The sequence below is a fragment of the Halomonas sp. NYA30 genome, from assembly GCF_976980765.1.
Genome location: NZ_OZ334477.1, coordinates 1,075,668 through 1,098,544 on the forward strand (window position 1 = coordinate 1,075,668; position 22,877 = coordinate 1,098,544).

The window sequence follows — 22,877 nt, forward strand, 5'->3', positions numbered from 1 at the left end:
AGATTGCTCAAGCGGGACGAATTACCTGCGCTTCGCTCCGGAAATTTGTCCCTTAACGCGGCGTTAAGTCAGTAATGGTACCGGAGCTAGGCAATAAGCAAAGCGTCATCCGTGACTTTGTAAACCATTCAGTGTTCTTCGTTGATTCGCCGAAACCAAAAACCGGCAATGCTCGCCATACTGATGAACCGTTTTCGGCTCTAAGTCGATAACCGAAGTGCCTCTACCTTCCTGGCAAAGGCACTTTCCTGCAACAAAAATTTACTTTTCGTAACCGAGTTATCCTTGTTGTCGAACAGTGTTCTTTCTATGTTTGATACGTGTGAATCAAACGACTATCACCTTGCGTGAATCACGGCAGGATAGCCTTTCAATACCATGACGATTCATAGAATCGTGCACAGCAAGTCGTCACAAGGAGAACACACGTGAAACTCAGTACCCTACTTACCGCCTCGTTTGCCTCTACCGCTCTGCTCGCCGCGGCACCGTCGGCATTTGCCGCACCCAATGCTGATGGACTCTATCTGGGCATCGGTACCGGTTTCAGCTCGCTGGAGAACGATGACGACGAAGTCGGCGATTTCATCTCCGATGGTGCCGAAGACTTTGATCTGGATGATGAAGAAGACAACGGCTTTAAAGGTTTCGTCGGCTACGAATTCAACCCTTACTTCGCTACCGAAATCTTCTATGCCGATCTTGGTCGTACGCGCCTGAGGGGTAACAGTGACGCCAATACCGATTTGGAATCCGACGCCTACGGGGCGAGTCTGGTCGGTCAATTGCCCATCACCTCCTGGTTTACCGCCTTCGCCAAGGCCGGTGTGGCCAAGTGGCAAACCGACGTCGACGGTAACCTTGGCGGGGCTAGCGTTGATCTTGAAGATCAGGACGGCACCGATCCGGTCTACGGTGTCGGCGCGCAGTTCAACTTTGACCCCTTCCTGATCCGTGCCGAATACGAGCGCTACGACTTCGACAGCGACTATCAGATCGACTCCTTTACCGCGTCAGCTGGTTTCCGCTTCTAACTGTCAATTTGTTTTGCCATGTGCGATATCAGCGCCGGGGCGAGCCCCGGCGCTGCCTTTTTATCTCGCGCAACCCTCGCACAATACTTCCAGATGGCACACTGCCAGCGTTGCTAAGGCCCTGAAGTCCATGGGTGAATGGTCTTCACAGACCTGCTTTATGGTTTTTGCTAGATTGGTTCTAGCGGCCGTAGTGCTTAACGACAAGCACGACCTTACCTTGAACACTGCTTTGCATCGCTCTCTGATGCGCAGCCGATGCTTCTGCCAACGAAAAGGTACTGTCGATCACGACCCGAATGGTACGGTCGTCAAGCAAGCGACCGGCCTGTGCTAGCAACATTCCGTTTGAGTGCACCTGTAGTGAGGAAACCGTAATCCCTAGCCTGTCGGCTTCATCCCTGGCAGAAAAGCCCAAGGGGTTGACCAGAAAGAGCGATCCGCCTGGTTTAATAATGCTGAGGAAGCGTTCCATGTTCGGCCCACCCACAGCGTCAAGCACCAGATCCACATCATGGGCGACCGTTTCGGCGGCTGCCTTGGTGTAATCAATGAAGTCGTCAGCGCCCAGCTCGCGAAGCAGCTCTTCATGCCTGCCTGAGGCAACCGCGATCACACGTGCCCCTTTCCATTTGGCGACTTGAACCGCTAAATGCCCCACGCCACCGCCAGCCCCATTGATCAAGACGGTCTTGCCTTCGAGCGGGACAGGTACATGCTGGAATGCCTGGAATGGGTTGAGTCGGTCATGACCAGGGTCAACCAGAAATTGCCAGGCAGTAAGCAGTGACATTGGGGCACCTGCTGCCTCGACATGAGAAATGCCCTTTGGCTTCAACGCTAGTTGGCTTTCAGGAACGCTGACATATTCGGCATAGGTGCCGCTGCCCGTCATCAGGTCTTCGGGAAAACGCACCATTGCAAAGACGTGGTCACCTACGCTGACCTTGAAAACCCCGTCGCCTACGGCAGCAACGACCCCTGACACATCAGTGCCTAATATCATCGGGAAGTGTGGGCTAGGCTGCCATTCTGGCGGTAGCGCCCGATAGCCGTCGCGCAGGTAAAGGTCTGGTGGGTTAATGCTTGCCGCATGAACTTGGATAAGCACTTCACCGGCTTGTACTTCGGGGCGAGGCGTATCTTCGTAAAGCAAAACCTCTGGGCCACCGAAACTATGCAGTTGCACTGCTTTCATCATCTCGTTCATCACAACCTCACTAAAGAATAGTCACATGACAAATAGTAAGGAGGTTCCTTGCCGTTGATAATGGTGCGTAGATTCGTTTTAATAGTTCCATGAAGGAACAAATCGGATTGGAACGCCTCACGGGGCTTATCGCATTTGCACGCGTCGGCTCTTTAGGCAGCTACACCGCTGCGGCGCGCTCGCTGTCTGTTTCGCCCTCTGCGATCAGTAAAAGCATCCAGCGGTTGGAGCGTCACTTTGGCGTCTCTCTTTTCACGCGTACGACACGCTCGCTGTCTTTCACGGCCGAGGGTCGCGACTTGCATGGACGTGTGCTAGAGCTGCTGCGCCAAGCAGAAGAGATAGAACAGGTGGTGAAGTCTGCTCGTTCAGAGCCCGCAGGCACGTTACGAATTGCGACATCACTTCCACTGGGCCTGCATCTGATTGCTCCTGCTATTACGGATTTTCGAACGCGCTACCCAAAGGTGACGATCGACCTGCGGCTGAGCGACCACATCGTCGGTATGGCTGAAGAGAGCATTGATCTTGCAGTACGGATCGGTGACCTTGCAGATTCGTCACTTTTGTCCAGGCGACTCTCACCTTACAGGCTCTCTTGCTACGCTTCGCCAGATTACCTGGCTAGAAATGGTGCTCCCGAGCATCCAGACGAACTGGTGGGGCACGAAACGATCAATTTGCGCTACCAAAGTACGGGCCAAATGTTTCGCTGGCCGTTCCTGATCGGTGGGAAGGAGGTCGAGATAGTGCCATCTTCCCCTGTCATCGTTGATTCAAGCGAAGCCGTTATAGCCGCTATGACCGCGGGGGCAGGTATCGGGATGGCTGCTAGTTTCATGGCTGCCCCGCGGGTTAGGCGAAAGGAACTGGTACCAATCCTGCCCGACTTCGATGTAGAGCGGCATAATATCGTTGCGCTATGGCCACAGAGTCGTCGCACCAACCCCGCTGTACGCGCCTTTATCGATATGTTGATCGAAAGACTTTGAATACCTAACACTTGATACACACAAGCCTCTGGAATCAGCGAACAGCAGTTTTGCATCGCTTTCGACAACGTTTCAGCGCTTTGCAACAGTCCAATATCGTGCTCAATAAAAGCTCGCCAATCTTACTGGCAGGCGGTGGTGAGATCGGTAAAGCGGTAGCCCATGTTGCCTCTGGTAGTAATTATCCGGAGGCAGGAGAAAAAGATCGAGGGAATGGCGCGAAAAGGTGGCGTAAATGTGCGCCGCGGCCATCGCTTGATCCCTACGCCGGTACCCGCGCCGCAATTCATAAGAACAGCAACGCGTTAGCTGGATTAGATTCAGAGGGATTAGCGCTTGGTATCCTTAAAAGGACAGGCCTGGGCCATCTCAGCCGGATATCACCGGCACCCCGTCAAGCTGTTCGTTAGTGGAGTTTAGGAGGCGGGTGGGGGAGATGCAGAGGGGGTTAGTCCGAATTAGGTTTTGCTTGAGTGTGGGGATGAGTTAGAGTCGACGAATTACCTGGATAACCTCAACTAACGAACGTTCGCGCAGATGGTTGCACAATAGCTGCTGAGCCCAATCGAAGGATTTGTAATGGATGATCCAATGCTACCGCATTTTCAGAAAATTGGCGCTGACTCCATAACTGGTGAGAAATACGTAGGAGTTCTAGTAGAATTAGAGAGGCCGTCCGCGCTAAATTACGTAATTAGTAGCGTCTTGTATGAGGAGGGCATGACAGATAGAGAAAATTTTGAGAAGCATTTAAATATATATCATGGTGTTGACGCAAATTTTGAGTTTGAGTCTTGGGGGAAGGTTAAATATCCAAAGCAGTTTGATAGTTTAAAATGCAGTTTCTTGGTGAACCCACAAGCTGGATCTGAATACATTAAATATGCATCAAAGGGATATATAGGTGATGGTTGGCTAGAAAATAATCGGTTTCTTTTTCGATTGTATTTGGCTCCCGATGTTGCCAGAAATCTGATAGAAAAAGAGGACCTTAGTAGGAAATTAACCTCTATAGGAGATGGTTATGATTCGAAACCTGATAGTGATAATTGCTGGCTCACTATACAACTGGATCTGATTGATTATCGTCACCTTGAAAACTACGGTGATAAAGTATGGTTTAATATTGTTAGAGTATATATTTGATGGATTATAAAAAACGTTAAAGTTCGTCTTAAATCAGAGATTTTAATCACTTTTTAGGTAGTAGTGATATTTAAATCTGGGGTGACGTCGTTGTTAGCGAGAAGTGATGGAGTGCAAGTTGGAAGTAGCAAATTTGGTTTTAGAGTATATGAAGGCTCTCCTTACAGCGCCAGTAATGTTCGCTGTCGTTGCAAGTATTTTTATTTTCAAATTTACAGAAGATATAAAAGCACTCCTTCTACGCGTCGCAAAGATCAAACTTCCAGGCGGAACAGAGGTTAGTACCCCTCAAAGCAATAGAATCCCTGAAGAGGAAGATAAAGCCCCACCAAAGCCTCAGTCGGTCGCTGTTGAAGGAATTCCGTCGGGGTTAAGTGCCGAACAGCAAAAAACTGTAGAAAATCTTGTAAGGTCGCATATAGCGAACACATACCTTTGGGAATATCGATATCTCAATTACTTTTTAACCCGCAGCACTCAAGTTGCTCTTGACTGGCTCGCAGGCTTGCCGCAGCCAACGACATATGCGCATTACGACTCATTTTGGCTGCCGTCAATACCTTCCGCTAATGAACGTCAGGCGATGATCACAGCCCTTCAAAATCATCATTTGGTCTTGCATGATGAAGCTACAAATATGTTAACTGTCACGCCCAAAGGTCATGAATACCGAGAGTGGCGTGGTCCATTACCTGCGCTAACAAATGCGTCAATAGGAAGCTCCTGACGTAACTCCTGTTACGCAGGCATTAAGTGTGAGGGAGTATGAGCGAAGAATTTACTCGGCCGCGATATCTCGAGGTTTCAAATCATTTCTTCCACGATGCTCGGGATTTTCACATCCGATATAAGCATTGTATGGAGAGCGATGGCCCTTTATTTTATACGCCCCGGTCGATGCGAACAAAATCTTTCATTGATCTTCGGATGGGCATCGAGTCAGTCTTGAAATCCTTAATCTGTTACTTTGAGAATGCGGATAGGAAAGGCAAGACGCTCATAAATTGGATAGAAAAGTACGGTCATGACATTGGGAAAATGATGAGGAAGGTTAGTCCTCATCTGCCAGAAAAAATCATTAAGGAGTACGAAGGCGATATTCTCAAGATAGATGGCTTACCAGTCGGACTACGGTACCGATTGGATACTTGGGACTTCCGTGACAACAGAGAAGAATATTACTACGATACGATAGGCAGTGATTACTGGCTAGACAGAATTCAAGAAGCGCTTTCAAAACTCATCGATTTCGCGAATGAAAACCTAAAGCCGCACAGTCGAGTAGTGGGATCTTCTGAATTATTGGCCGAAATCATGGAGCCCAGATACGAGAAGTACACTTAACCAATAGTTGCAGTTCGTTCCGGGCCTTTGGCCCTCCACCGGACAGCCTTATCGCCGCTTCGCTCTGCCAAGACTGCCGCCGAATAACGGTGTTACATAGTGAAGCCAGCCTTATGATTTTAGTGAAACTCAAGAAGTTCCTTTTCCTGGCTACCACCTTGTTCCAACTCGGTAACAGATTCCAGCAAACGGCGGGCGTTTTTAGGTGCCCGCAGGAGATAGGCTGTCTCTTGCAGCGCCTCATAGTCTTCGAGAGAGATCATTACCACGGACCGCGCCTTGTTGCGGGTGATGATCATAGGTGAATGGTTTTCACAGACCTGCTCCATGGTTTTTGCTAGATTGGTTCTAGCGGCCGTGTAACTGATGGCATCCATAAGGTCGCTCCTGTACGGAATGTTGTTAATGCACAGAATGTCGTACGTCATGAGGTTTGACAATCGACTGCGCAGCGTTCGGTTTTTCGCCGCTTAAAACCAGTGGCTGAGCCTGAGCCCAGGCGTTAAACGGTAAATTGTCGATAAACCAGAGCTTTCCATACGTTCCCAATCGAAGATGCTGCGACGTTATCGCTTGGGCCTGACGCTTTTCCAAACCACCCCAACCAGCGCGATCGCCAACACGGTGAACAGCACGGCGGCGCCCGACGAATCCAACGCCTGAAGAGTCAGGCCTGAAACCACCAGCCACAGCGCTGGAATGATGGCGGCGATCCAGAGAGCGAACCCCCGGAGCATGATAAGTACCAGGCCCAGCGTGGTGACCGCCGTAGGGTCGGCATGAATGCCGAACACTTCTGCCTGGTACCAGGAGCCGCCGCTTAGCGGCGCCAGCAGTGGCATTATTATCAGGCCGAAAAGGGCGATAGCTGTGCCTATAGCAACCGGTGGGTTTGTTGCGCGGGGCGCGTTATCCGTAAGCGCGCCATAAACCCCATCTACTCACCTTATTGTTGACTGATCACACTGGTGGTCTCTTTAGCATTGGAGATCATCATGAGTCGCGACCTCAATTCCACTCAAGCATTTTGGTTAGGGCACCTGTCTTATGCCGCCGCGTTGCAGATGCCGTTAAGCGCGTATGCTGAAGCGCAAGCCGTGACGTTAGCCGACCTGATGGCGTGGGAAAATCGGTTAATCGTGCAAGGCTTCCCCGTGCCACCGCGTTGTCGTCCCGCGCGGTTTGTCGCGGTGGAGGTCGTCGCATGATACGCCCAAGCACTGATTTGAGGGTGTACCTGTGCCGAGAACCCGTCGATATGCGCAAGCAAATTGATGGATTAGCATTACTGGTTCAGGAAGCCATGGCCTTGAACCCGTTTGATCAAGCGCTGTTCGTGTTCGGTAATCGCCAGCGCGATAAAGTGAAGCTGCTGTTCTGGGAACGTAACGGCTTTGTGGTGTGGTACAAGCGCTTGGAGCGTGAGCGGTTTAAATGGCCAACGCACCTGAAGGACGAGACAGTGACGCTAACGGGTCAAGAACTTAACTGGTTGCTGGATGGCTATAACCTGAAGGCTATGCAGCCTCACAAAGCGTTGGATTTTCAGCGGGTTGGATAGCCGTAGCGCTCTTGTTTTAGGGGCGTTTTTGGTAAGCTATGCGATATGAAAAACGCCGCTTCCTCCTCACCGACGGTTACCCAGCTTGAGCGCAAGCTGGCCGCTGCTGACGCTGAAAATGCGCGGCTGTTGGCGTTGATGGAGAAAAAGGAAGCGCAGTGGGAGGCTACCAAACAGTCGCTGTTTGAGCAGTTCCGGCTTGCCCTGGAGCGTCAGTTCGGTCCTTCCACCGAAAAGTACCGTGTCGACCAGCGGGATCTGCTGATCAATGAAGCGGAAGTGGCGGTGGACGAGGAAGATGCAGCGGGTAGCGACGCCACCGCTGATGACGCGACGATCGACACCGCTACGCCTGCTAAGCGTCGCACGCGCGGTGGGCGTGTTGCGCTACCGCTAGAGCTGCCGCGTGTTGAGGTCATCCATGAACTGCCCGACGAGGCGCGCCACTGCCCCGATGACGGCACCGCGCTGAAGGTGATCGGTGAAGAGGTCAGTGAGGAGTTGCATGTGGTGCCCGCCCGGATCGAGGTGATCCGTCATGTGCGACGCAAATATGCCTGCCCGCTGTGCGAAGAGGGCGTTAACACCGCCCCAGCGCCGGCCAAGCTGTTGCCCAAGAGCAATGCCAGCGCCACGCTGCTCGCCTATATCGCGACGGCTAAATACCAGGACGCGCTACCGCTTTATCGGCAAAGCCAGATCTTTGCCCGCCATGGCGCCGAGATCCCCCGCAACACCTTGGCACGCTGGATGGTGCAGGCGGGAGAACGCATAGCTCCGCTGATCGAGACATTACGCCAGCATCTGCTGACCGCTCCCTTGATCCATATGGATGAGACCACCCTCCAGGTTAATCAAGAAGCGGATCGTGCCGCCAGTGCGACGTCGTATGTGTGGGTGCAGCGCGGTGGCCCGCCGGGCCAGCAGGTGGTCTTGTTCGACTACGCGGCCAGCCGCGCCGGACGGGTGCCCGTTGATCTGCTAGGCGACTATGCGGGGCGCTTAATCACCGATGGCTATGAAGGCTACGCCGAGGTCGTGCGCCGCAATGGGATCACCCATGCGGGCTGCTGGGCGCATGCCCGGCGTAAGTTCGTCGAAGCCCAGAAGGTGCAGCCCAAAGGCAAGACTGGCAAAGCGGACTGGGCACTCAATCAGATCCGAAAGCTGTATGGCGTGGAAAAACAGGCGAAGGCCCTTGACCCCGAGGTGCGTCACGCACTGCGTGAACAGAAGAGCCGCCCACTGATCAATCAACTACGCACCTGGCTCGACAAGTCACTGGCCCAGGTGCTGCCCAAAAGTGTGCTGGGTAAAGCCCTGCACTACCTGGATAACCAGTGGTTCCGCCTGACCCGGTTCCTGGACGATGGCCTGATCCCGCTGGATAACAATCCGGCGGAGAACGCCATCCGTCCGTTCGTCATCGGCCGTAAAAACTGGCTGTTCAGCCATACTCCGAGCGGCGCTCATGCCAGCGCGGCGATCTACAGCCTGATCGAAACCGCCAAAGCCAATGGTCTCTCGCCTTACGACTACTTACAGTATGTCTTCGCGACCCTGCCCACCCTCGACGATGATGATCTCAACACGCTGCTACCCTGGCAGTGGAAAGAGACATTACCGGTCTAAGCGACATCTGCCTAGATGTGGTTAGTGGCTCGCTTACCGTTATCCATTCCCCATCCTGTTAGTGCAATCAATACCAGCAGCACGGCTTGGGCAATGAAAGCGTAACCGGCATAGCCCCCGGCCCAGTTGAGTTCTGCATAGCGCTGAATGAAAAACGCGACGGCGACAAAGGCCCAGAGTGGGGCAGGTAGCAGGCAGGTGATTCGCGTGCGGTGTTTCAGCGCCAGCACAAGGGTGGCGGCGCCCAAGGTGAGGGTAAGCAGGTGCAGCGGCCAGAAGGTTTCTCCCATTCTCTCCAGCAGGCGAAAGTAAACCTCTGCCGTGAAGGGAATAAAGTCCTGAAGCTGGTAGCTCGTCCACTCGTTCATAGCGACTCGATATAGGCGGCCATCCGCTGCCGGGCATCGGGCGAGGGCATGGGGGTGTGGCCAGCGCGCATGTTCTCGCGCATGTTCTCGCGCATGTGCTCGACCTGGGTGGTGGCGGGTATCGCGCATGTTATCGCCGGGTGGCTGACGATAAACTTCAGCAGGAAGTCCGCCCAGGTTGTACAGCCGCATTCTGCCTGCGCCCATTCGGGCAATGGCACATTACGACGCTTGAGGTGCTTGATCAGGCTGCCGCCATCGTATGGCCGATTGGCGATCACGCCGATGCCCCGTTCTTCTGCCAGGGGCAGTAGCCGGTTTTCGGCTTCTCGGTGGGTGATGTTGTAGGTGAGCTGAACGAAGTCGATGTCCTCTGACGTCATGATCTGCTCGATCTCGCTATGGCGGCGCCCGTGCGAGGTGGTGATGCCGACATGGCGAATAATGCCTTCGGCTTTCATCTCCTGCAGCGCTGCCAGGTGCTCGCGCCAATCGGTCAGGTTGTGTACCTGCACCAGATCGAACTGCTCCACCTTCCAGCGCTCTTTAAGCTCGGCCACCTGCTCGCGGGCGGAACCACCGGCCGGACTCCAGACTTTCTCTGCGGCAAACAGGCTCTCGGGTGTGCCGAGCGCTTGCAAGGCATAGCCCATCACATCCGGCGCCGAGCCATACATGGGCGAAGAGTCGATCAGGCCACCGCCATGCTCGAAGAATGCCTTTACCACCTCGGTACGGGCATCGAGCAACTGTGGGTCGTTGCCGACATTGAACGTGCGCCAGGTGCCCATGCCGATAACGGGCAGCGTTTTGTCAGTGCTCGCAAAAGCCTTCTGGCGCATCCTGTCTTTGTTGGCAAAAAGTGATGCGGTTGGGAGTGTCATGGCAGCGAGCGTGGCGCCGATGAGCGTAAGGCTTTGCCTGCGCGTGATGCGATGTTTGATGGGAAGGTTCATAGCGGTCGCTCCTTCAAATTTTTTTGAATCGGCACCGTGGCCGCCAACACCAGCACGAAGCATGTCAGCACAAATACCTTATTCACAAACCAGTTGGTGCGCCAGATCGACCACTCAGGGTCGGCGAGAAAACGGTCGAACAGGGTACTGATGATAAGGATTTCAATGACGGACATACCTACCGCCAGTGCACGCGTATAGCGGGGCCGTTCGAGCAGCGACCAGCCTAGCCAAACGTGCGCCAGTGGCCATAGATCCCAATAGATATACCGCGCCCAGGGCTCGCCGTAGGCCAGCGCGTAACCCACAGGGAACAGGTATTTGATGAACAGCGTCCACGCCGCGAGGATAAACAGCAGGTGGCCGAGGAAGCTGATCCAGCCATTGGGTTTCGGGGCGGGCAGTGACATGACAGCGCTCCTGTCCTAGTCCGTTAATCCTAGTCCGTTAATGGCTCGTCCTCACACCATCTGCAAAGACTGCTTACGCGTTGGCGAGGGGTAGGCGGCGTCGATTTGTGCCAGATCATCTTCGTCGAGTCTGACCTTATCTGCCTTGGCGTTCTGTTTGAGGTGCTCCAGATTCACGGCTTTAGGAATAGCAATCACACCGGGGTGGCGCAGCGCCCAGGCAAGCGCGACTTGCGCGGGGGTGGCGCTATGTTTGTCGGCGATGCGTTGCAGGGCGGCGTCATGCAGTAGCGCGCCGCCTTGCCCGATGGGGCAGTAGGCCATGAGCGGCATGTTGTGTTGTGCTTGCCAGGGCAGCAGGTCGTATTCAATGCCGCGTGCTTCGGGGTTGTAGAGCACTTGATTGGTGGCGCAAGCAGGCGCGTCGAGCTCAGCTAAGTCGTCAACGTCAAAGTTCGACACGCCCCAGCGCAGAATCTTGCCCTGCTCGCGCAGCCGTTCGAAGGCCTCGACCGTTTCGCTCAGCGGGTACTGGCCGCGCCAATGCAGCAGGTAGAGATCGATCGTATCGGTGCCCAATCGGCGCAGGCTGCGCTCGCAGGCGGCTTGAACACCCTGGGTGCTGGCGTTGTGGGGGTAAACCTTGCTGACGAGATACACCTCGTCGCGCCGGTCACGGATTGCTTGGCCAACGACTTCTTCGGCGCCGCCCTCGGCATACATCTCGGCGGTATCGATCAGCGTCATGCCCAGATCCAGCCCTTCACGCAGCGCTCTGACCTCAGCCTGCCGCTGCCCGGCATCCTCGCCCATGTGCCAGGTACCCTGGCCTATACGGGGTACGCTGTCTCCGCCTAGTTCGATCGTCTGCATATCTCACTCTCCTAGTGTATTTCCTGCTGTGATGCTGTTCTGGCTACCCAAGGCAATCGCCGTTCATGGACCAAGCGTAGACGATCCGTATCGAAAGCCGCCCCATTTGAGCAGCATATCGGTGATTTTACTGGCTCTATTACGCGTCGTACATCTCCAGCGGTATTATCGAAACGGGCCGCTATACTGCCAAATACCCCTATGAAACGTTGGCGAAGAACGACCCATTGGAGGCGTGACAGCGGGCGCCTAGCCCACTGATCCTCAAAAGGAGGCTCACGTGTCAGAACAACATAAAGCTCATATTGCAGCTTTTCTCGACCGCGTTCTCACAGCCGGTGAGATTTTTGCTACTGGCGAGTACTTTCATGACGATATGGTGGAAGAGGTTCCGTTTCCGGGTCAGGGGCCAGGCCTTGCAGGGCTCATGGAAACGCTAGCTGGGCTGCGAACCGCCTTCCCAGATATGCGCTGGCGCGTCGAGGAGCAGATTGCAGAAGATAGCCGCGTCTTAACACGCTTCGTTTGGGAAGGAACTCAACGAGGGGAGTTCCTGGGAATACCACCGACTCACCGTGCCGTCAGCGTGTGGGGCATGGTCATTGATCAGTTTGAAGGGGAGAAGGTGAAGTCCACCCGCATTCTTATGGATACGATGGGCTTAATGCAGCAGCTTGGGGTTTTACCCGGTGCGCCTTAACAAGGTGACGACCCTGCAGCGTAACCGCCTTTAACATCTCGTATAGGAATCCAAGAAATGAATTCTGACATCGTTGCGGAAGCTGATCGTGCCACCCTTGATGGACGATGAACTCAATGAGATTTTCAGCTAATCTCGATTAACGCAGACGTAACGCAAGCAGAGGATTGAATGGCCATCGCTAACACCCCCAGCCCACCTTATTACGCGGTAATTTTCAGCTCTGTGCGCACCGAGGGAGATAATGGCTACGGGGCCATGGCTGACAGAATGCTGGCGCTGGCTGCCGAGCAGGAAGGCTTTCTGGGTATTGAGTCAGCGCGTGAGGAGGTGGGTATCACCGTTTCGTACTGGGCAAGCGAGGAAGCCATCAAGCAGTGGAAGCAGAACGCTGAGCATCTTGAAGCCCAGCGCCTGGGGCACAAAGCGTGGTACGCCGAATTTAAAGTCCGTGTTGCCAAGGTCGAGCGGGCTTATGGCATCTAGTGATTCTTTTCCAGCGCTAAATAGTGCTCGATACCTGAGATCTGGTCTTCCGCGTGGTGGTTGACGTAGAGCACGGTGGTTTCTGAGCCTTGGCAGATTTTTTCGATTAGAGCGAGGACGAGTTGGCGGTTGATGTCGTCCAGGCCAAGGCAAGGTTCATCTAGAATCAGCAGGGGCGGATGTTTGACCATGGCACGGGCAATGAGCAGCAGGCGCTGGTCGCCGTAAGAGAGCTTGTTGAACGGCTGGTCGGCGCGGTCTCTCATGCCGAGTAGTTCTAGCCACTGGTCGGCAATTTTTTTCTGGCTGTCGGTGGACTTGGTGTACATGCCGATGCTGTCGTAGAAGCCGGAAATAATCACGTTTTTGCAGCTGGTGCTCACCCGATATTCCCACTGCAGGTTAGTGGAGACATAGCCGATAAACTGTTTAATCTGCCAGATGCTTTCGCCGTTACCACGCTGGAAACCAAACACGAAAATATCGTTGGTATAGCACTGCGGATGGTCGCCGGTGATCAGCGATAAAACGCAGGTTTTGCCGCTACCGTTAGGCCCACTCAACTGCCAATGCTGGCCCCGTTCTATCGTCCAATCGAGCTTATCGACAATCACCGTGTCGCCGTACTGGATGGTCGCTTGGGTTAGTTTGACTAAGGGTTGGCTCGGGTCGAGAGCGGGGAGCTTATGGGTGGGGTCGGCCTCCGGCACGCTTAGATCGGTGGTCTTTAAATGCAGTAATTGGTACAGCTCATTGAAGGCAGCGTCGTCCTGGCGGTCTACCGTGAGCTTCAGGCGGCCTTTGTCTCCACGCTCTTTATTCCCCCGTTCTTTATCCCCACGTTCTTTATCTAGATAGGCCACATGGGTGATGAAGTCCGGCATTTCATCAAAGCGGTTCAGCACCATGACCATGGGAACGGTGTCGATGAGTGAGGCTAGGTGTGCTTGGAGCATGGCGAGGGTGTCGACATCCAAGCCATCGAACGGTTCGTCTAAAATAAGTAAATCAGGCTGGTTGGCCAGTGCGCGAATCAGCATGACTTTACGGGTTTCGCCGGTGGAAAGTTTGCGAAACGCACGATCGAGCAGTTTGCTTAGGCCAAATTTTTCGACCAGGGAGTGGGCAAGTTCAGTGTTTTGGCAGTGGTCAAAAATCATTTCACTGACGGGGGTGCCGAGAGAAATGACGTCCATAATGTCGGCGTCGTCTTTTTTCAGCTCTTGGGCGATGAGCTCCGCCTGGACTTCAAAAGAGACGATTTCAACATTGTTGGGAAGGCCTTGAATGCTTCCGCTCTGGATGTCGCCAATGCCCGCGAGCGCAGCCGCTAGGGCGGATTTACCCGCGCCATTGGGGCCAGTGATAACCCAGTGTTGTTCTGGTGTAATGGTCCAATCAATCTCGCTTAGCGTGAAGCGATCATCAAAGCTGACCGTCGCTTTTGATAGGTGGATACGGTTTTGGTGAATATCGTCTAGGCGGGTTAACGAATCCATTACTCTCTTCCTTACGCTGTTCGAGGAACAAAAAAGCCGAGCATATCGTGATGATATCTCGGCTTTTTTTGGCGGCCTAGGTGTTGAAGACCTGAACGTCTATCGGTTAATCAGGCGATTAAACGATTTTTTTCATGTCAGCCATGTAGCCACGAAGAACCGAGCCAACCGCTTCTACGGGGTGTGAGCGAAGGGCGGTGTTAACTTCGATCAGGCGTGCGTTATCAACGCCGTTGTCGTCTAGCGAAAGGCCTTTACCGATCACGTCGGATTTGATGCCTTTCATAAAGTCTGCCAACAGCGGCACGCAGGCGTGGTTGTAGAGGTAGCAACCGTATTCCGCAGTATCCGAAATAGTAGCGTTCATTTCGTACAACTTCTTACGCGCGATGGTGTTCGCGATAAGCGGCGTTTCGTGTAGCGACTCGTAGTAAGCAGACTCAGCGATGATGCCCGCTGCTGTCATGGTTTCGAAAGCAAGCTCAACGCCAGCTTTCACCATAGCGACCATCAAAATACCGTTGTCGAAGAACTCTTGTTCAGTGATTTCGACATCGCCAGCGGGTGTTTTCTCGAAGTTGGTTTCAGCGGTTTCGGCGCGCCATTTTAGTAAGTTAGCGTCATCGTTCGCCCAGTCTTCCATCATTGTCTTAGAGAAGTGGCCGCTCATGATGTCGTCTTGGTGCTTGTTGTACAGCGGACGCATGATCTCTTTTAACTCTTCAGAAAGATCGAACGCTTTGATCTTCGCTGGGTTAGAAAGACGATCTAGCATGTTCGTTACGCCGCCGTACTTCAGCGCTTCGGTGACGGTTTCCCAGCCGTATTGAATCAAACGTGAGGCGTAGCCCGGGTCGATACCTTCTTCGATCATCTTGTCGAAGCACAGCAGTGAGCCCGTTTGCAGCATGCCGCACAGGATCGTTTGCTCACCCATCAGGTCGGATTTCACTTCCGCGATGAAAGAGGACATCAGCACGCCCGCTTTGTGGCCGCCAGTACCCACCGCGTAGGCTTTTGCCAGCGCAAGGCCTTCGCCTTTGGGGTCGTTGTCTTCGTGAACAGCGATCAAGGTGGGAACGCCGAAACCACGCACGTATTCAGCGCGAACTTCAGAGCCTGGGCACTTCGGTGCCACCATGATGACGGTTAAGTCGTCGCGAACTTTCATGCCTTCTTCTACGATGTTGAAACCGTGAGAGTAAGACAGGCAGGCGCCTTCCTTCATCAGCGGCATCACCGTGTTCACTACCGAGGTGTGCTGCTTATCGGGGGTGAGGTTCAACACAACGTCTGCAGTGGGGATCAGTTCTTCGTAAGTACCTACCACAAAACCGTTTTCAGAAGCATTTTTCCAGGACTGGCGCTTTTGCTCAATGGCTTCCGGGCGCAGTGCGTAAGAAACGTCCAGGCCGCTGTCGCGTAGGTTCAAACCTTGGTTAAGGCCTTGTGCGCCACAGCCGATAACCACCATTTTTTTGCCTTTCAGCGCTTCGACGCCGTCAGCAAACTCAACGGTGTGCATGAAGCGGCATTGTGCTAGCTGAGCCAATTGCTCGCGAAGCGGTAAGGTATTGAAATAGTTAGCCATCGTTAACATCCTAATTTTATGATCAATGTGTCGATGTAAGGTACACCGATATTAAAAAGGGTGACACCGTCGCTAGGGGTGAGCGCTAGCGCCATGTCTGTAAGAGCATGTCTTTAAGAGCATGTGAGTAGGGCTAATGTATACAAGTACGACTCTTTCTTAAATTGATATATTTGCAATAACATGTCCCATTTTTAGCAACGGTCGGTTAGTATTCGGATATTGCCATGAGCGCAGTCGCGGAGCGCCGATTTTATTATGAATATTAAACTGTTAAAGCAATTCCTCGCCCTGGCAGAAACGCTGCATTTCGGGCGCGCCAGCGATGAGTGCCATATCAGCATTTCTGCGCTGTCGCGCAATATTCGTCATTTAGAAGACGAGCTGGGTGTGCCGTTGTTTAATCGCGACAATCGAACCGTGGTGTTGACCCAGGAAGGCCAGAAATTTCTTAAATACGCGCGCGATACCAGCAGCCAGTGGAACTTGATCCGCCATGAGTTAACCGACAACGCTGATCAATTAAGCGGTGAAATCAGCTTGTACGGTTCCGTCACCGCTAGCTACAGTTTTCTATACGAGCTGCTGCGCCGCTTTCGTATTGCCTATCCTGCAATTGAAATAAAGCTGCGCACGGGGGACCCGGAACACGCGATTGCGCATGTGCTGGATGGTAAAGAAGACCTCAGCATCGCGGCACGCCCCGCCAACCTACCTCGGGGGTTAGCCTTTAAGCCCATTGCGACGTCGCCTTTGTTATTTATTGCGCCGCTTGAGCAGCAAGTGCCGAACGTTCCCACGACTTCGCCAACCGCATCGGAAGAGTGGGCGAGTATCCCAATGATCTTATCGGAGAGCGGTGTCTCAAGAGCGCGTGTAGACGAATGGTTTCGCCAACGCGATATTGCCCCGCGCATTTATGCACAGGTAACGGGAAATGAGGCGATTGTGAGTATGGTGAGCTTGGGCTTCGGCATTGGCGTGGTGCCAAAAATTGTGCTCGATAACAGCCCATTGGTGGATCGTATTCGGGTGCTCGACGTGACGCCGGAGCTGGAACCCTACGATATTGGCTTGTTTACGTTGAAGAAAAACTTAAAAAATCCGCTGGTCGATGCTTTTTGGAGCTTGATGTAGGCCTATAAGTCACGGCAGTCCTTTGCCGCACTTATTTCCCCTACTACTTGCTCATCTATGAATAGCTATGTCACACCAGCTCACGCTTATCACGTCGTGCAATGCGGATGTCTTTGACGGTGGCGATGCCGATGATCGCGAATATGGCGAGTGATATTAACGGCCAGATCAGTACGTATAACGCCAAGATAAAGGTTTGCATGGGCTTTCCTATTGTCTGGCTGGTGCGCTTGGCGCACCAGCGGATGAAGTGATTCTAGCGTGACGCTGGGCTTAGCCTTGAGTCGCAGGCTTGGCCGGGTCGTAGTTGATCACTTTTTGATTAATCTGCGTGAAGTCGAACTTATTGGAACTCATCAGGCTGACGCCGATACAGACAATGGTGCTGACGCCGTAGGCCATTAAGGAAGCCAGTAGCACCGTGTAGTCCCGCAGGAATCCGACGCAGAAGTAGGCCAGCACAATGGCGCAGAGTGCACCGAAGATCACACCCACCCGGCGTCCGCAGAACCCGAAGGCCATCAAGCCGAGCACCACACCACCGCCGACGGCGGCGAGTAGTTCAAACAGCCCCGCAATGACGCCTATCATCGGTACTAGCTCGAATCGTGCGACGCAGAACATCAGCAGGCCTGCGACTACCGCGGCGGTAAAGGCCGTATTGGTGACCCGGCTCCAGAAACAGCTGGCGATGACCGGGAACACAATCGCGCCCCAGAGAGCACCAACAAAGACCAGCATGATCAGAATATCCATTGAGAAGCTGGCGAGAATCACCCCAATCAGCGTCGCAACGATCATGGTCAGTCGGCCGATAAACAGCATCTTGGTCGGGTCGGGCTTATTTTTGGCGATGTTCTTGCCGTACACATCGGCCATTACAATCGCGGACATGGCGGAGAGATCCGAGTCCGCGGTAGAGGAGAGCGAACCGATTACCAGAATAAAGAACAGCCCGATAAACACCGGCGAGAGGTACATCGAAACCATCTGCGGGATCAGGTTGTTCATGTCGCCATCAATCGGCTCCATGCCGGTCATCAGTGCCATCAAACCAATCATGCCAAGGCCAATCACGATCGCACCGTAACCAATGGTTGCGGTGATAAAGGTCGGTTTGATGTGGTCTTCACGCACGGCAAATAGCCGCTGTGAGATAGTCTGGTTGCCAATCGCGTAAGCCAGCACCGCCACAAAGAAGGGCGCGCCTTGATTGAGGATCGCATCCATCGAGAACAGGTTGGCTTGCTCTGGCGTAAGGAGACTCATGCCATCTGACAGCGTTTCCGGGCCGCCGAGGGCGAACATCACCGCTGGAATAATTAGAATGGCCACGGCCATCATCGCCATTAGCTGGGCGAAATCCGTCAGCACCGAAGCGCGGAAACCTGACCACAGCGTATAGGAGAGCACCCCGACCCCGGCAATCACTACACCGGCCTGGAACGAGAGGGGCGAAAGCACCGAGACCAGCGCGCCGGAAGCCGTAAAGTTCACCATCAGACTGATGATGCTGCCCAGAATGTTGGAGGAGGCGAGAATTAACTGGCTGGAAGAGCCATGGCGGGCGTGGATCAGCTCACCGAGGGTGTGGGCGTTGGGCGCCAGTTTGCGAAAGCGACGGCCAAAGGGGTAGATGAACAGAATCATCAATGCGCCCCACAGCCCGTAATGCAAAGGGCCGGAAATGCCGTAGGTGTAACCCGAGGTGGCCGCGCCGTAGAACGAGGCCGCCCAGATCCAAGTGGCGGTCATGCTGGCAGCGCCAAGGCCAAAACCGATCTGGTGATTGGACACCATGAAGGCGTCGGTATTCTCCTTTTTCTTCTTGATCAGCAGGGTGAGCAGGTAAGTGCCGCCATAAAAAGCCGCCAGCAAGGCGAGGACAGTCAGGGTCGAGAATTGATAGAAATTTTCGTCGTTCATTGAATACCCATAGGCTTTGCAGCCCTAGCATCCTAAATAGCAACCACAGTTCCCTTTACGGAGTGGCGGCGACAGGACGTAAGTAAAAAACAGAACATCTTTCTAGGTATGTCTGTAGCGAGATGAGACTGCGGTTGGCAGCCTGGTAGAGCAAATGTCAGGCGTTGGAAACGCCTTAATAGAGGGGCCGGATAAACGCGCGCAACAAGCTGCAACAAAGCGCTAGGAGGATCAATCCGGATGGCTACCCTACTCCCTAATGCTTGAACAGTACAGGTAGATGCGCTAACGAGCTGGGTGAGTAGGAAGCTTGGAGGGGAGGGGGTTATTCAAAAAAACGCGGTGTGTTCTGCCAATACCGCTAAGCCAATACCAATCAATACGACGCCGCCAATCAACTCCGCCCAGTGGCCAACAAACTTGCCGAGTTTGTGTCCCAGGAAGGTGCCCATGGAAGCCATGACGGTGGTAGCTAGGCCAATTGCTAAGCTGGTGGCGATAATGTTGGCATCAATAAACGCAAGGCTGGCGCCCACGGCCATGGCATCAATACTGGTCGCCGTGGCGGTTAACACTAATAACCAGAGTGTTTGTTTGCGCTGTTCTATCTTGTCGTCTTTCTTGAGCCCGGCATACATCATATGCAGACCAATAATCGAGAGCAGCGTAAAGGCCACCCAGTGATCCCAGGCCTGCACATACTGCTGCGATGCCTTACCCGCCGCCCAGCCAAGTACCGGTGTTATTGCTTCAATCACGCCAAATACCAAACCAATACCGATAGCATGCCGGAAACGGGGCTTTTTCAGCTCGGCGCCTTTGCTGATAGAGGCCGCAAAGGCGTCTGCCGACATGGAAACGGCCAGGAATAGCAGGGTGATAGGCGTCATAAAATATGAACTCGCTCGCTGAAAAAAGTACCGCGCAGAACCCCGTCAGTATGGAAGTAGAAAACATACTTGAGTTTAATCGTCGGGTATTTAATAGCGCTGAATCCTATCAGCTTTTAATAAACAAACAAGGTGGTTTTATAAAAATAAAGTTTGAAATAGCGAACTAATATAGCCTTGGCTAACAATGTGTCCAATAGCTGATTTTGTTGCTTTTTTTAATATTGTATCTACTTTGGTTAATAGGCTCGGTTTTTTAATGTTTAAGATAGTGTTGATTATTTTGTGGGTTTTAAATCATGGCTTAAATGTTTAGATAGACGGCCATGTTTGGTTGTTTAAGCTAATAAGGTTAAGTGCTGTTATTTAGCTGCTCGCTGTCCAAGCACTTGGTCGTCACCGCCGGGCAGACAAAATCATGCTTCACCATTGGGTGCTCGTGTTACAGTATGTACGCACTGAATTTCCGCCGGTATTCGCTAGCATGCTGAGTATGGTTGAAACAGTGCTATTAAGTGAAAGTCCCCATGAAGCGGGCATTTTCTTGATCTTTTCTGCTGTTACTTTGAGCTAAATAAGTAGAGATTAATATGCGATTAGCGGCGTTTATTCGGGCTGAAATTGAGGCGATTCTGCTTGATTGGGAACGATTTTCTAAGACCCTCTATCATGCTAAGAATATGGACAGGGAGAGTCTGCGCGATCATGCCAAGGAAATGCTGTTGGCGATTGCCGCTGATATCGATTCACCTCAGGATGAGTCCGCACAGGCTGCTAAATCGAAAGGGGGCACACCAAAGGGCGAGGAGGAGACCTGGGCAGAAGTGCACGGTGGGGACCGGCAGAATAGCGGCTTCACCGTTATTGAAACGGTATCTGAGTTTCGGGCGCTGCGCGCGAGCGTGGTGTCGCACTGGAGTAAAGCGCACCCAACGCTTGCGGGCCAACGGCTTGAAGATCTCACCCGTTTCCATGAAGCGATAGACCAGGCCGTCGCAGAGTCATTGGAGCAGTACGCTACCGAAAAAGAGATGGAAACACGCCTGTTCGGTGCCATTCTGCTCGCATCCCCAGACCCAATTTATGTATTGGATCTCGACGGTCGGTTTATCTATGCCAATAAGGCCACTGCCGATTTGTTCGCGATGGCGCCTGAGGCGATTATTGGTAAATCCACATTTGACCTTGGCTTTTCCTTTGCCTCTGACTTTCAGCGCAATTTGGATAAGGTCATTGCTGAACAGACTACTTTTCGCGGTAAGTTTGCCCATACCTTTGCTTCTGGCCAGGGTGAGCGGTTCGAGTATCTACTTGCCCCTGTGCTTGATGAGCAACAAGACACTGAAGCGACGGTGTGCATTTCCCGCGATATTACTGAGCAGGCCATTGCGGAAGAGAAAGCATGGCATAACGCCCACTATGACCTTTTGACCGGCTTGCCGAACCGGCGCCTTTTTCTGGACCGGTTGGAACAGGAAATCAAACATGCCAAGCGCCGTAGTCGGCCTCTTGCGCTGCTCTTTATGGATCTCGATGGCTTTAAAGACGTCAACGACTCGCTTGGCCATGAAGCGGGTGACCGCATACTGTCTGATGTGGCGGAACGCCTTGCCGACTGTGTGCGAGCCAACGATACGGTTGCACGTCTAGGTGGGGATGAATTTACCGTGATTCTCACCGGCGCCGAGCAGCGCAAAGATGTAGAACTTGTGGCGCAGACGATCATCGATGCCCTGGCGATGCCATTTCACATGGGGCAACAGCGCATTCAGATTTCCGTCAGCATTGGGATCGCGTTTTATCCTGGCGCCGCCTCCTCTCCCGATGCGTTGTTGGAAGCCGCGGATCAGGCGATGTATCAAGCCAAAAAAGCTGGTTCTAATCAGATGTGTTTTTACGACACGTTCGATAAAACAGGTGCCGATGCAGCCAACGTTTGCCTGCATAGTGAGTTTGCTTCCCCATCAACTGCGTTAGATACCCATAACGCTGCCGACTAAGCGGGCAGCGGTGCTGCTCCGGCTGCACGCAACTGGCTAACATCTGCCCGCGGTGGGGCTCCAAACATGCGGCTATATTCGCGGCTGAAGTGGGAAGGGCTTTCATAACCTACCCGGTAGCTTGCGGTGGCTGCTTCCAACCCTTCGGCCAGCATGAGCCGCCGCGCTTCGTGCAGGCGTAGCTTCTTTTGAAACTGTAGCGGCGACATACGGGTGACTTGCCGGAAGCTGTGGTACAGGGTTGATTCGCTCATATTAGCGACTGCCGCCAGCTCGCGGATTTTTAGCGGCTGGGCGTAGTGTTCATTAAGGGCGTAGATGACCCGCGCAATGCGGTTAGCCTGGGAGTCCGAGGCGGTAAACCGACGCATGTGAGGCCCCATTGCACCCATCAGTGCCCGATAGATCAGCTCACGACGGGCCAGGGGCGAAAGCACCTTAATATCTTCAGGAGCGTCGAGCAGGCTTAAAAGTCGGTAAAGCGCGCTCTGCATACGTGAATCCATCGGGGCCGACTTTAAGCCGCAGTCCATCTCGGGGCAGATAGTGTCATTCCCCGCGGGCGGCGCTGTGTCGCCCAGTTCCAGTATCAGTCCCGCTACCTCCTGAGGATTCACCGACACCTTTACCGCCAAGTAGGGGCGTTCGGGAGTCGCATGGTCAATCCTGCCTACCACCGGTAGATGAACGGCGCTCGCCATGTAGCTGGGGCCGGTGTAGACGATCTCCTTGTCACCCAGTAGCACGGTCTTGCTGCCCTGAATGACAAAGCACAGGCATGGCTCGTATACGGCACAGTGAAAGCTGGTGGGGGCGTCAGCACGCACGAGTTGCACTTCGGCAATCGCCGTATCCTGGAGCTCTTCCAAGGGCGTCCAACGGCGGGCAATTTGGCTCAGCTGCTGGGGCAGGCTGTCGCTGAAATGGGCGATCTGCTCAGGCACGATAACGGTCAATGGCTCTCCTCCCTAATAGCTCGAAGTATATGCTTTCGCTTCACCAATCGAATGCTTTTTCATGTGTTTTTGCAGGTTCAGGCAAGCACCTCGCAGAAACCGGCAATCCACACTGAGTGTCATCAGTCCTTCATCAAGCTCAGGCGCGGAAATAACGCTTTATCTT

At 53.4% G+C, this 22,877-nt stretch carries 25 protein-coding genes; 12 read left to right on the plus strand and 13 right to left on the minus strand.

The window, feature by feature from the left end; translation table 11 throughout:
* Positions 1 to 428 precede the first annotated feature (428 nt).
* Positions 429 to 1,034 (plus strand): outer membrane beta-barrel protein, encoded by a 606-nt coding sequence (locus ACWI0H_RS04920; protein ID WP_485875162.1) that lies wholly within the window; start codon positions 429 to 431, stop codon positions 1,032 to 1,034.
* A gap of 181 nt (positions 1,035 to 1,215) precedes the next feature.
* Here ACWI0H_RS04920 and ACWI0H_RS04925 read toward each other — a convergent pair whose 3' ends face one another.
* Positions 1,216 to 2,244, minus strand: a complete 1,029-nt coding sequence (locus ACWI0H_RS04925; protein WP_485875164.1) for an NADP-dependent oxidoreductase — start codon at positions 2,242 to 2,244, stop codon at positions 1,216 to 1,218.
* Between the two features lie 107 nt (positions 2,245 to 2,351).
* Between ACWI0H_RS04925 and ACWI0H_RS04930 the strand changes: the two genes are divergently transcribed.
* The 4 genes from ACWI0H_RS04930 to ACWI0H_RS04945 all read left to right on the plus strand — a co-directional run bounded on the left by ACWI0H_RS04930 (position 2,352) and on the right by ACWI0H_RS04945 (position 5,726).
* Entirely contained in the window at positions 2,352 to 3,236 is an 885-nt protein-coding gene (locus ACWI0H_RS04930) for a LysR family transcriptional regulator (protein ID WP_485875166.1), read from the plus strand.
* Between the two features lie 579 nt (positions 3,237 to 3,815).
* Positions 3,816 to 4,382: a hypothetical protein gene (locus ACWI0H_RS04935; protein WP_485875168.1), complete on the plus strand. Its 567-nt coding sequence runs from the start codon at positions 3,816 to 3,818 to the stop codon at positions 4,380 to 4,382.
* A 118-nt stretch (positions 4,383 to 4,500) separates the two neighbouring features.
* A complete protein-coding gene (locus tag ACWI0H_RS04940; RefSeq protein ID WP_485875170.1) occupies positions 4,501 to 5,109 on the plus strand; it encodes a hypothetical protein in 609 nt (202 codons plus the stop codon).
* Between the two features lie 38 nt (positions 5,110 to 5,147).
* Positions 5,148 to 5,726: a hypothetical protein gene (locus tag ACWI0H_RS04945; protein WP_485875172.1), complete on the plus strand. Its 579-nt coding sequence runs from the start codon at positions 5,148 to 5,150 to the stop codon at positions 5,724 to 5,726.
* Between the two features lie 119 nt (positions 5,727 to 5,845).
* Here the strand turns inward: ACWI0H_RS04945 and ACWI0H_RS04950 are convergent, their stop codons facing one another.
* Both ACWI0H_RS04950 and ACWI0H_RS04955 read right to left on the minus strand, forming a co-directional pair.
* A complete protein-coding gene (locus ACWI0H_RS04950; protein ID WP_485875174.1) occupies positions 5,846 to 6,103 on the minus strand; it encodes a type II toxin-antitoxin system Phd/YefM family antitoxin in 258 nt (85 codons plus the stop codon).
* Positions 6,104 to 6,292: 189 nt separating this feature from the next.
* Positions 6,293 to 6,568, minus strand: coding sequence for a hypothetical protein (locus ACWI0H_RS04955; RefSeq protein WP_485875176.1), 276 nt, complete (start codon positions 6,566 to 6,568; stop codon positions 6,293 to 6,295).
* 153 nt (positions 6,569 to 6,721) lie between these two features.
* Here ACWI0H_RS04955 and ACWI0H_RS04960 point away from each other — a divergent pair, with 153 nt between their 5' ends.
* From ACWI0H_RS04960 to tnpC, 3 genes are read left to right on the plus strand one after another with little or no spacing between them, the layout of a single operon-like run.
* Positions 6,722 to 6,934, plus strand: a complete 213-nt coding sequence (locus ACWI0H_RS04960; protein WP_138801450.1) for a hypothetical protein — start codon at positions 6,722 to 6,724, stop codon at positions 6,932 to 6,934.
* Positions 6,931 to 7,287: an IS66 family insertion sequence element accessory protein TnpB gene (gene tnpB, locus ACWI0H_RS04965; RefSeq protein ID WP_336268928.1), complete on the plus strand. Its 357-nt coding sequence runs from the start codon at positions 6,931 to 6,933 to the stop codon at positions 7,285 to 7,287. Before ACWI0H_RS04960 ends, tnpB begins: the two co-directional genes overlap by 4 nt.
* A gap of 45 nt (positions 7,288 to 7,332) precedes the next feature.
* The gene (gene tnpC, locus ACWI0H_RS04970) at positions 7,333 to 8,919 is read left to right on the plus strand and encodes an IS66 family transposase (protein WP_485875178.1); all 1,587 of its coding nucleotides are present in this window, start codon (positions 7,333 to 7,335) and stop codon (positions 8,917 to 8,919) included.
* 11 nt (positions 8,920 to 8,930) lie between these two features.
* Here tnpC and ACWI0H_RS04975 read toward each other — a convergent pair whose 3' ends face one another.
* From ACWI0H_RS04975 to ACWI0H_RS04990, 4 genes are read right to left on the minus strand one after another with little or no spacing between them, the layout of a single operon-like run.
* The gene (locus tag ACWI0H_RS04975; RefSeq protein ID WP_485875180.1) at positions 8,931 to 9,287 is read right to left on the minus strand and encodes a hypothetical protein; all 357 of its coding nucleotides are present in this window, start codon (positions 9,285 to 9,287) and stop codon (positions 8,931 to 8,933) included.
* Positions 9,284 to 10,243: an aldo/keto reductase gene (locus ACWI0H_RS04980; protein ID WP_485875182.1), complete on the minus strand. Its 960-nt coding sequence runs from the start codon at positions 10,241 to 10,243 to the stop codon at positions 9,284 to 9,286. The genes ACWI0H_RS04975 and ACWI0H_RS04980 overlap by 4 nt, the downstream gene beginning before the upstream one ends.
* Positions 10,240 to 10,653 (minus strand): hypothetical protein, encoded by a 414-nt coding sequence (locus ACWI0H_RS04985; protein ID WP_485875184.1) that lies wholly within the window; start codon positions 10,651 to 10,653, stop codon positions 10,240 to 10,242. The genes ACWI0H_RS04980 and ACWI0H_RS04985 overlap by 4 nt, the downstream gene beginning before the upstream one ends.
* A gap of 51 nt (positions 10,654 to 10,704) precedes the next feature.
* Complete coding sequence (locus ACWI0H_RS04990) at positions 10,705 to 11,526, minus strand: aldo/keto reductase (protein ID WP_485875186.1); 822 nt, start codon at positions 11,524 to 11,526, stop codon at positions 10,705 to 10,707.
* 280 nt (positions 11,527 to 11,806) lie between these two features.
* Here ACWI0H_RS04990 and ACWI0H_RS04995 point away from each other — a divergent pair, with 280 nt between their 5' ends.
* The gene (locus tag ACWI0H_RS04995; protein ID WP_485875188.1) at positions 11,807 to 12,226 is read left to right on the plus strand and encodes an ester cyclase; all 420 of its coding nucleotides are present in this window, start codon (positions 11,807 to 11,809) and stop codon (positions 12,224 to 12,226) included.
* A gap of 171 nt (positions 12,227 to 12,397) precedes the next feature.
* The gene (locus ACWI0H_RS05000) at positions 12,398 to 12,712 is read left to right on the plus strand and encodes an antibiotic biosynthesis monooxygenase family protein (RefSeq protein WP_101145932.1); all 315 of its coding nucleotides are present in this window, start codon (positions 12,398 to 12,400) and stop codon (positions 12,710 to 12,712) included.
* Here ACWI0H_RS05000 and modF read toward each other — a convergent pair.
* Together modF and ilvC are read right to left on the minus strand one after the other, a co-directional pair.
* Positions 12,709 to 14,211 carry a molybdate ABC transporter ATP-binding protein ModF gene (gene modF, locus ACWI0H_RS05005; RefSeq protein ID WP_485875190.1) on the minus strand — a complete coding sequence of 501 codons (1,503 nt, stop codon included), beginning with the start codon at positions 14,209 to 14,211 and terminating at the stop codon, positions 12,709 to 12,711. The two genes, ACWI0H_RS05000 and modF, sit on opposite strands and share 4 nt — an antisense overlap.
* A 118-nt stretch (positions 14,212 to 14,329) precedes the next feature.
* Positions 14,330 to 15,802 carry a ketol-acid reductoisomerase gene (gene ilvC / locus ACWI0H_RS05010; protein ID WP_485875192.1) on the minus strand — a complete coding sequence of 491 codons (1,473 nt, stop codon included), beginning with the start codon at positions 15,800 to 15,802 and terminating at the stop codon, positions 14,330 to 14,332.
* Between the two features lie 258 nt (positions 15,803 to 16,060).
* Between ilvC and ilvY the strand changes: the two genes are divergently transcribed.
* Entirely contained in the window at positions 16,061 to 16,939 is an 879-nt protein-coding gene (gene ilvY / locus ACWI0H_RS05015) for an HTH-type transcriptional activator IlvY (protein WP_101145935.1), read from the plus strand.
* Positions 16,940 to 17,009: 70 nt separating this feature from the next.
* Here ilvY and ACWI0H_RS05020 read toward each other — a convergent pair whose 3' ends face one another.
* From ACWI0H_RS05020 to ACWI0H_RS05030, 3 genes are all read right to left on the minus strand, one after another.
* Positions 17,010 to 17,141 (minus strand): putative transporter small subunit, encoded by a 132-nt coding sequence (locus ACWI0H_RS05020; protein ID WP_235272403.1) that lies wholly within the window; start codon positions 17,139 to 17,141, stop codon positions 17,010 to 17,012.
* 71 nt (positions 17,142 to 17,212) lie between these two features.
* Positions 17,213 to 18,865, minus strand: a complete 1,653-nt coding sequence (locus ACWI0H_RS05025; protein WP_485875195.1) for a sodium:solute symporter family protein — start codon at positions 18,863 to 18,865, stop codon at positions 17,213 to 17,215.
* Positions 18,866 to 19,194: 329 nt separating this feature from the next.
* Entirely contained in the window at positions 19,195 to 19,755 is a 561-nt protein-coding gene (locus ACWI0H_RS05030; RefSeq protein ID WP_335596561.1) for a manganese efflux pump MntP, read from the minus strand.
* Between the two features lie 590 nt (positions 19,756 to 20,345).
* On the opposite strand from ACWI0H_RS05030, the gene ACWI0H_RS05035 reads away from it, so the two are divergent.
* Positions 20,346 to 21,755, plus strand: a complete 1,410-nt coding sequence (locus tag ACWI0H_RS05035) for a diguanylate cyclase domain-containing protein (RefSeq protein WP_485875198.1) — start codon at positions 20,346 to 20,348, stop codon at positions 21,753 to 21,755.
* On the opposite strand, the gene ACWI0H_RS05040 is transcribed toward ACWI0H_RS05035, so the two are convergent.
* Entirely contained in the window at positions 21,752 to 22,711 is a 960-nt protein-coding gene (locus ACWI0H_RS05040; protein ID WP_101145939.1) for an AraC family transcriptional regulator, read from the minus strand. The genes ACWI0H_RS05035 and ACWI0H_RS05040 overlap by 4 nt on opposite strands.
* Positions 22,712 to 22,877: the final 166 nt, after the last annotated feature.

Bases quoted from the DNA above. Each gene is read 5' to 3' on its own strand.
- ACWI0H_RS04925 (WP_485875164.1), bottom strand. From the start codon at position 2,244: ATGAACGAGATGATGAAAGCAGTGCAACTGCATAGTTTCGGTGGCCCA.
- ACWI0H_RS04935 (WP_485875168.1), top strand. From the start codon at position 3,816: ATGGATGATCCAATGCTACCGCATTTTCAGAAAATTGGCGCTGACTCC.
- ACWI0H_RS04945 (WP_485875172.1), top strand. From the start codon at position 5,148: ATGAGCGAAGAATTTACTCGGCCGCGATATCTCGAGGTTTCAAATCAT.
- ACWI0H_RS04950 (WP_485875174.1), bottom strand. From the start codon at position 6,103: ATGGATGCCATCAGTTACACGGCCGCTAGAACCAATCTAGCAAAAACC.
- ACWI0H_RS04955 (WP_485875176.1), bottom strand. From the start codon at position 6,568: ATGCCACTGCTGGCGCCGCTAAGCGGCGGCTCCTGGTACCAGGCAGAA.
- ACWI0H_RS04960 (WP_138801450.1), top strand. From the start codon at position 6,722: ATGAGTCGCGACCTCAATTCCACTCAAGCATTTTGGTTAGGGCACCTG.
- tnpB (WP_336268928.1), top strand. From the start codon at position 6,931: ATGATACGCCCAAGCACTGATTTGAGGGTGTACCTGTGCCGAGAACCC.
- tnpC (WP_485875178.1), top strand. From the start codon at position 7,333: ATGAAAAACGCCGCTTCCTCCTCACCGACGGTTACCCAGCTTGAGCGC.
- ACWI0H_RS04975 (WP_485875180.1), bottom strand. From the start codon at position 9,287: ATGAACGAGTGGACGAGCTACCAGCTTCAGGACTTTATTCCCTTCACG.
- ACWI0H_RS04980 (WP_485875182.1), bottom strand. From the start codon at position 10,243: ATGAACCTTCCCATCAAACATCGCATCACGCGCAGGCAAAGCCTTACG.
- ACWI0H_RS04985 (WP_485875184.1), bottom strand. From the start codon at position 10,653: ATGTCACTGCCCGCCCCGAAACCCAATGGCTGGATCAGCTTCCTCGGC.
- ACWI0H_RS04990 (WP_485875186.1), bottom strand. From the start codon at position 11,526: ATGCAGACGATCGAACTAGGCGGAGACAGCGTACCCCGTATAGGCCAG.
- ACWI0H_RS05000 (WP_101145932.1), top strand. From the start codon at position 12,398: ATGGCCATCGCTAACACCCCCAGCCCACCTTATTACGCGGTAATTTTC.
- modF (WP_485875190.1), bottom strand. From the start codon at position 14,211: ATGGATTCGTTAACCCGCCTAGACGATATTCACCAAAACCGTATCCAC.
- ilvC (WP_485875192.1), bottom strand. From the start codon at position 15,802: ATGGCTAACTATTTCAATACCTTACCGCTTCGCGAGCAATTGGCTCAG.
- ilvY (WP_101145935.1), top strand. From the start codon at position 16,061: ATGAATATTAAACTGTTAAAGCAATTCCTCGCCCTGGCAGAAACGCTG.
- ACWI0H_RS05020 (WP_235272403.1), bottom strand. From the start codon at position 17,141: ATGCAAACCTTTATCTTGGCGTTATACGTACTGATCTGGCCGTTAATA.
- ACWI0H_RS05025 (WP_485875195.1), bottom strand. From the start codon at position 18,865: ATGAACGACGAAAATTTCTATCAATTCTCGACCCTGACTGTCCTCGCC.
- ACWI0H_RS05030 (WP_335596561.1), bottom strand. From the start codon at position 19,755: ATGACGCCTATCACCCTGCTATTCCTGGCCGTTTCCATGTCGGCAGAC.
- ACWI0H_RS05035 (WP_485875198.1), top strand. From the start codon at position 20,346: ATGCGATTAGCGGCGTTTATTCGGGCTGAAATTGAGGCGATTCTGCTT.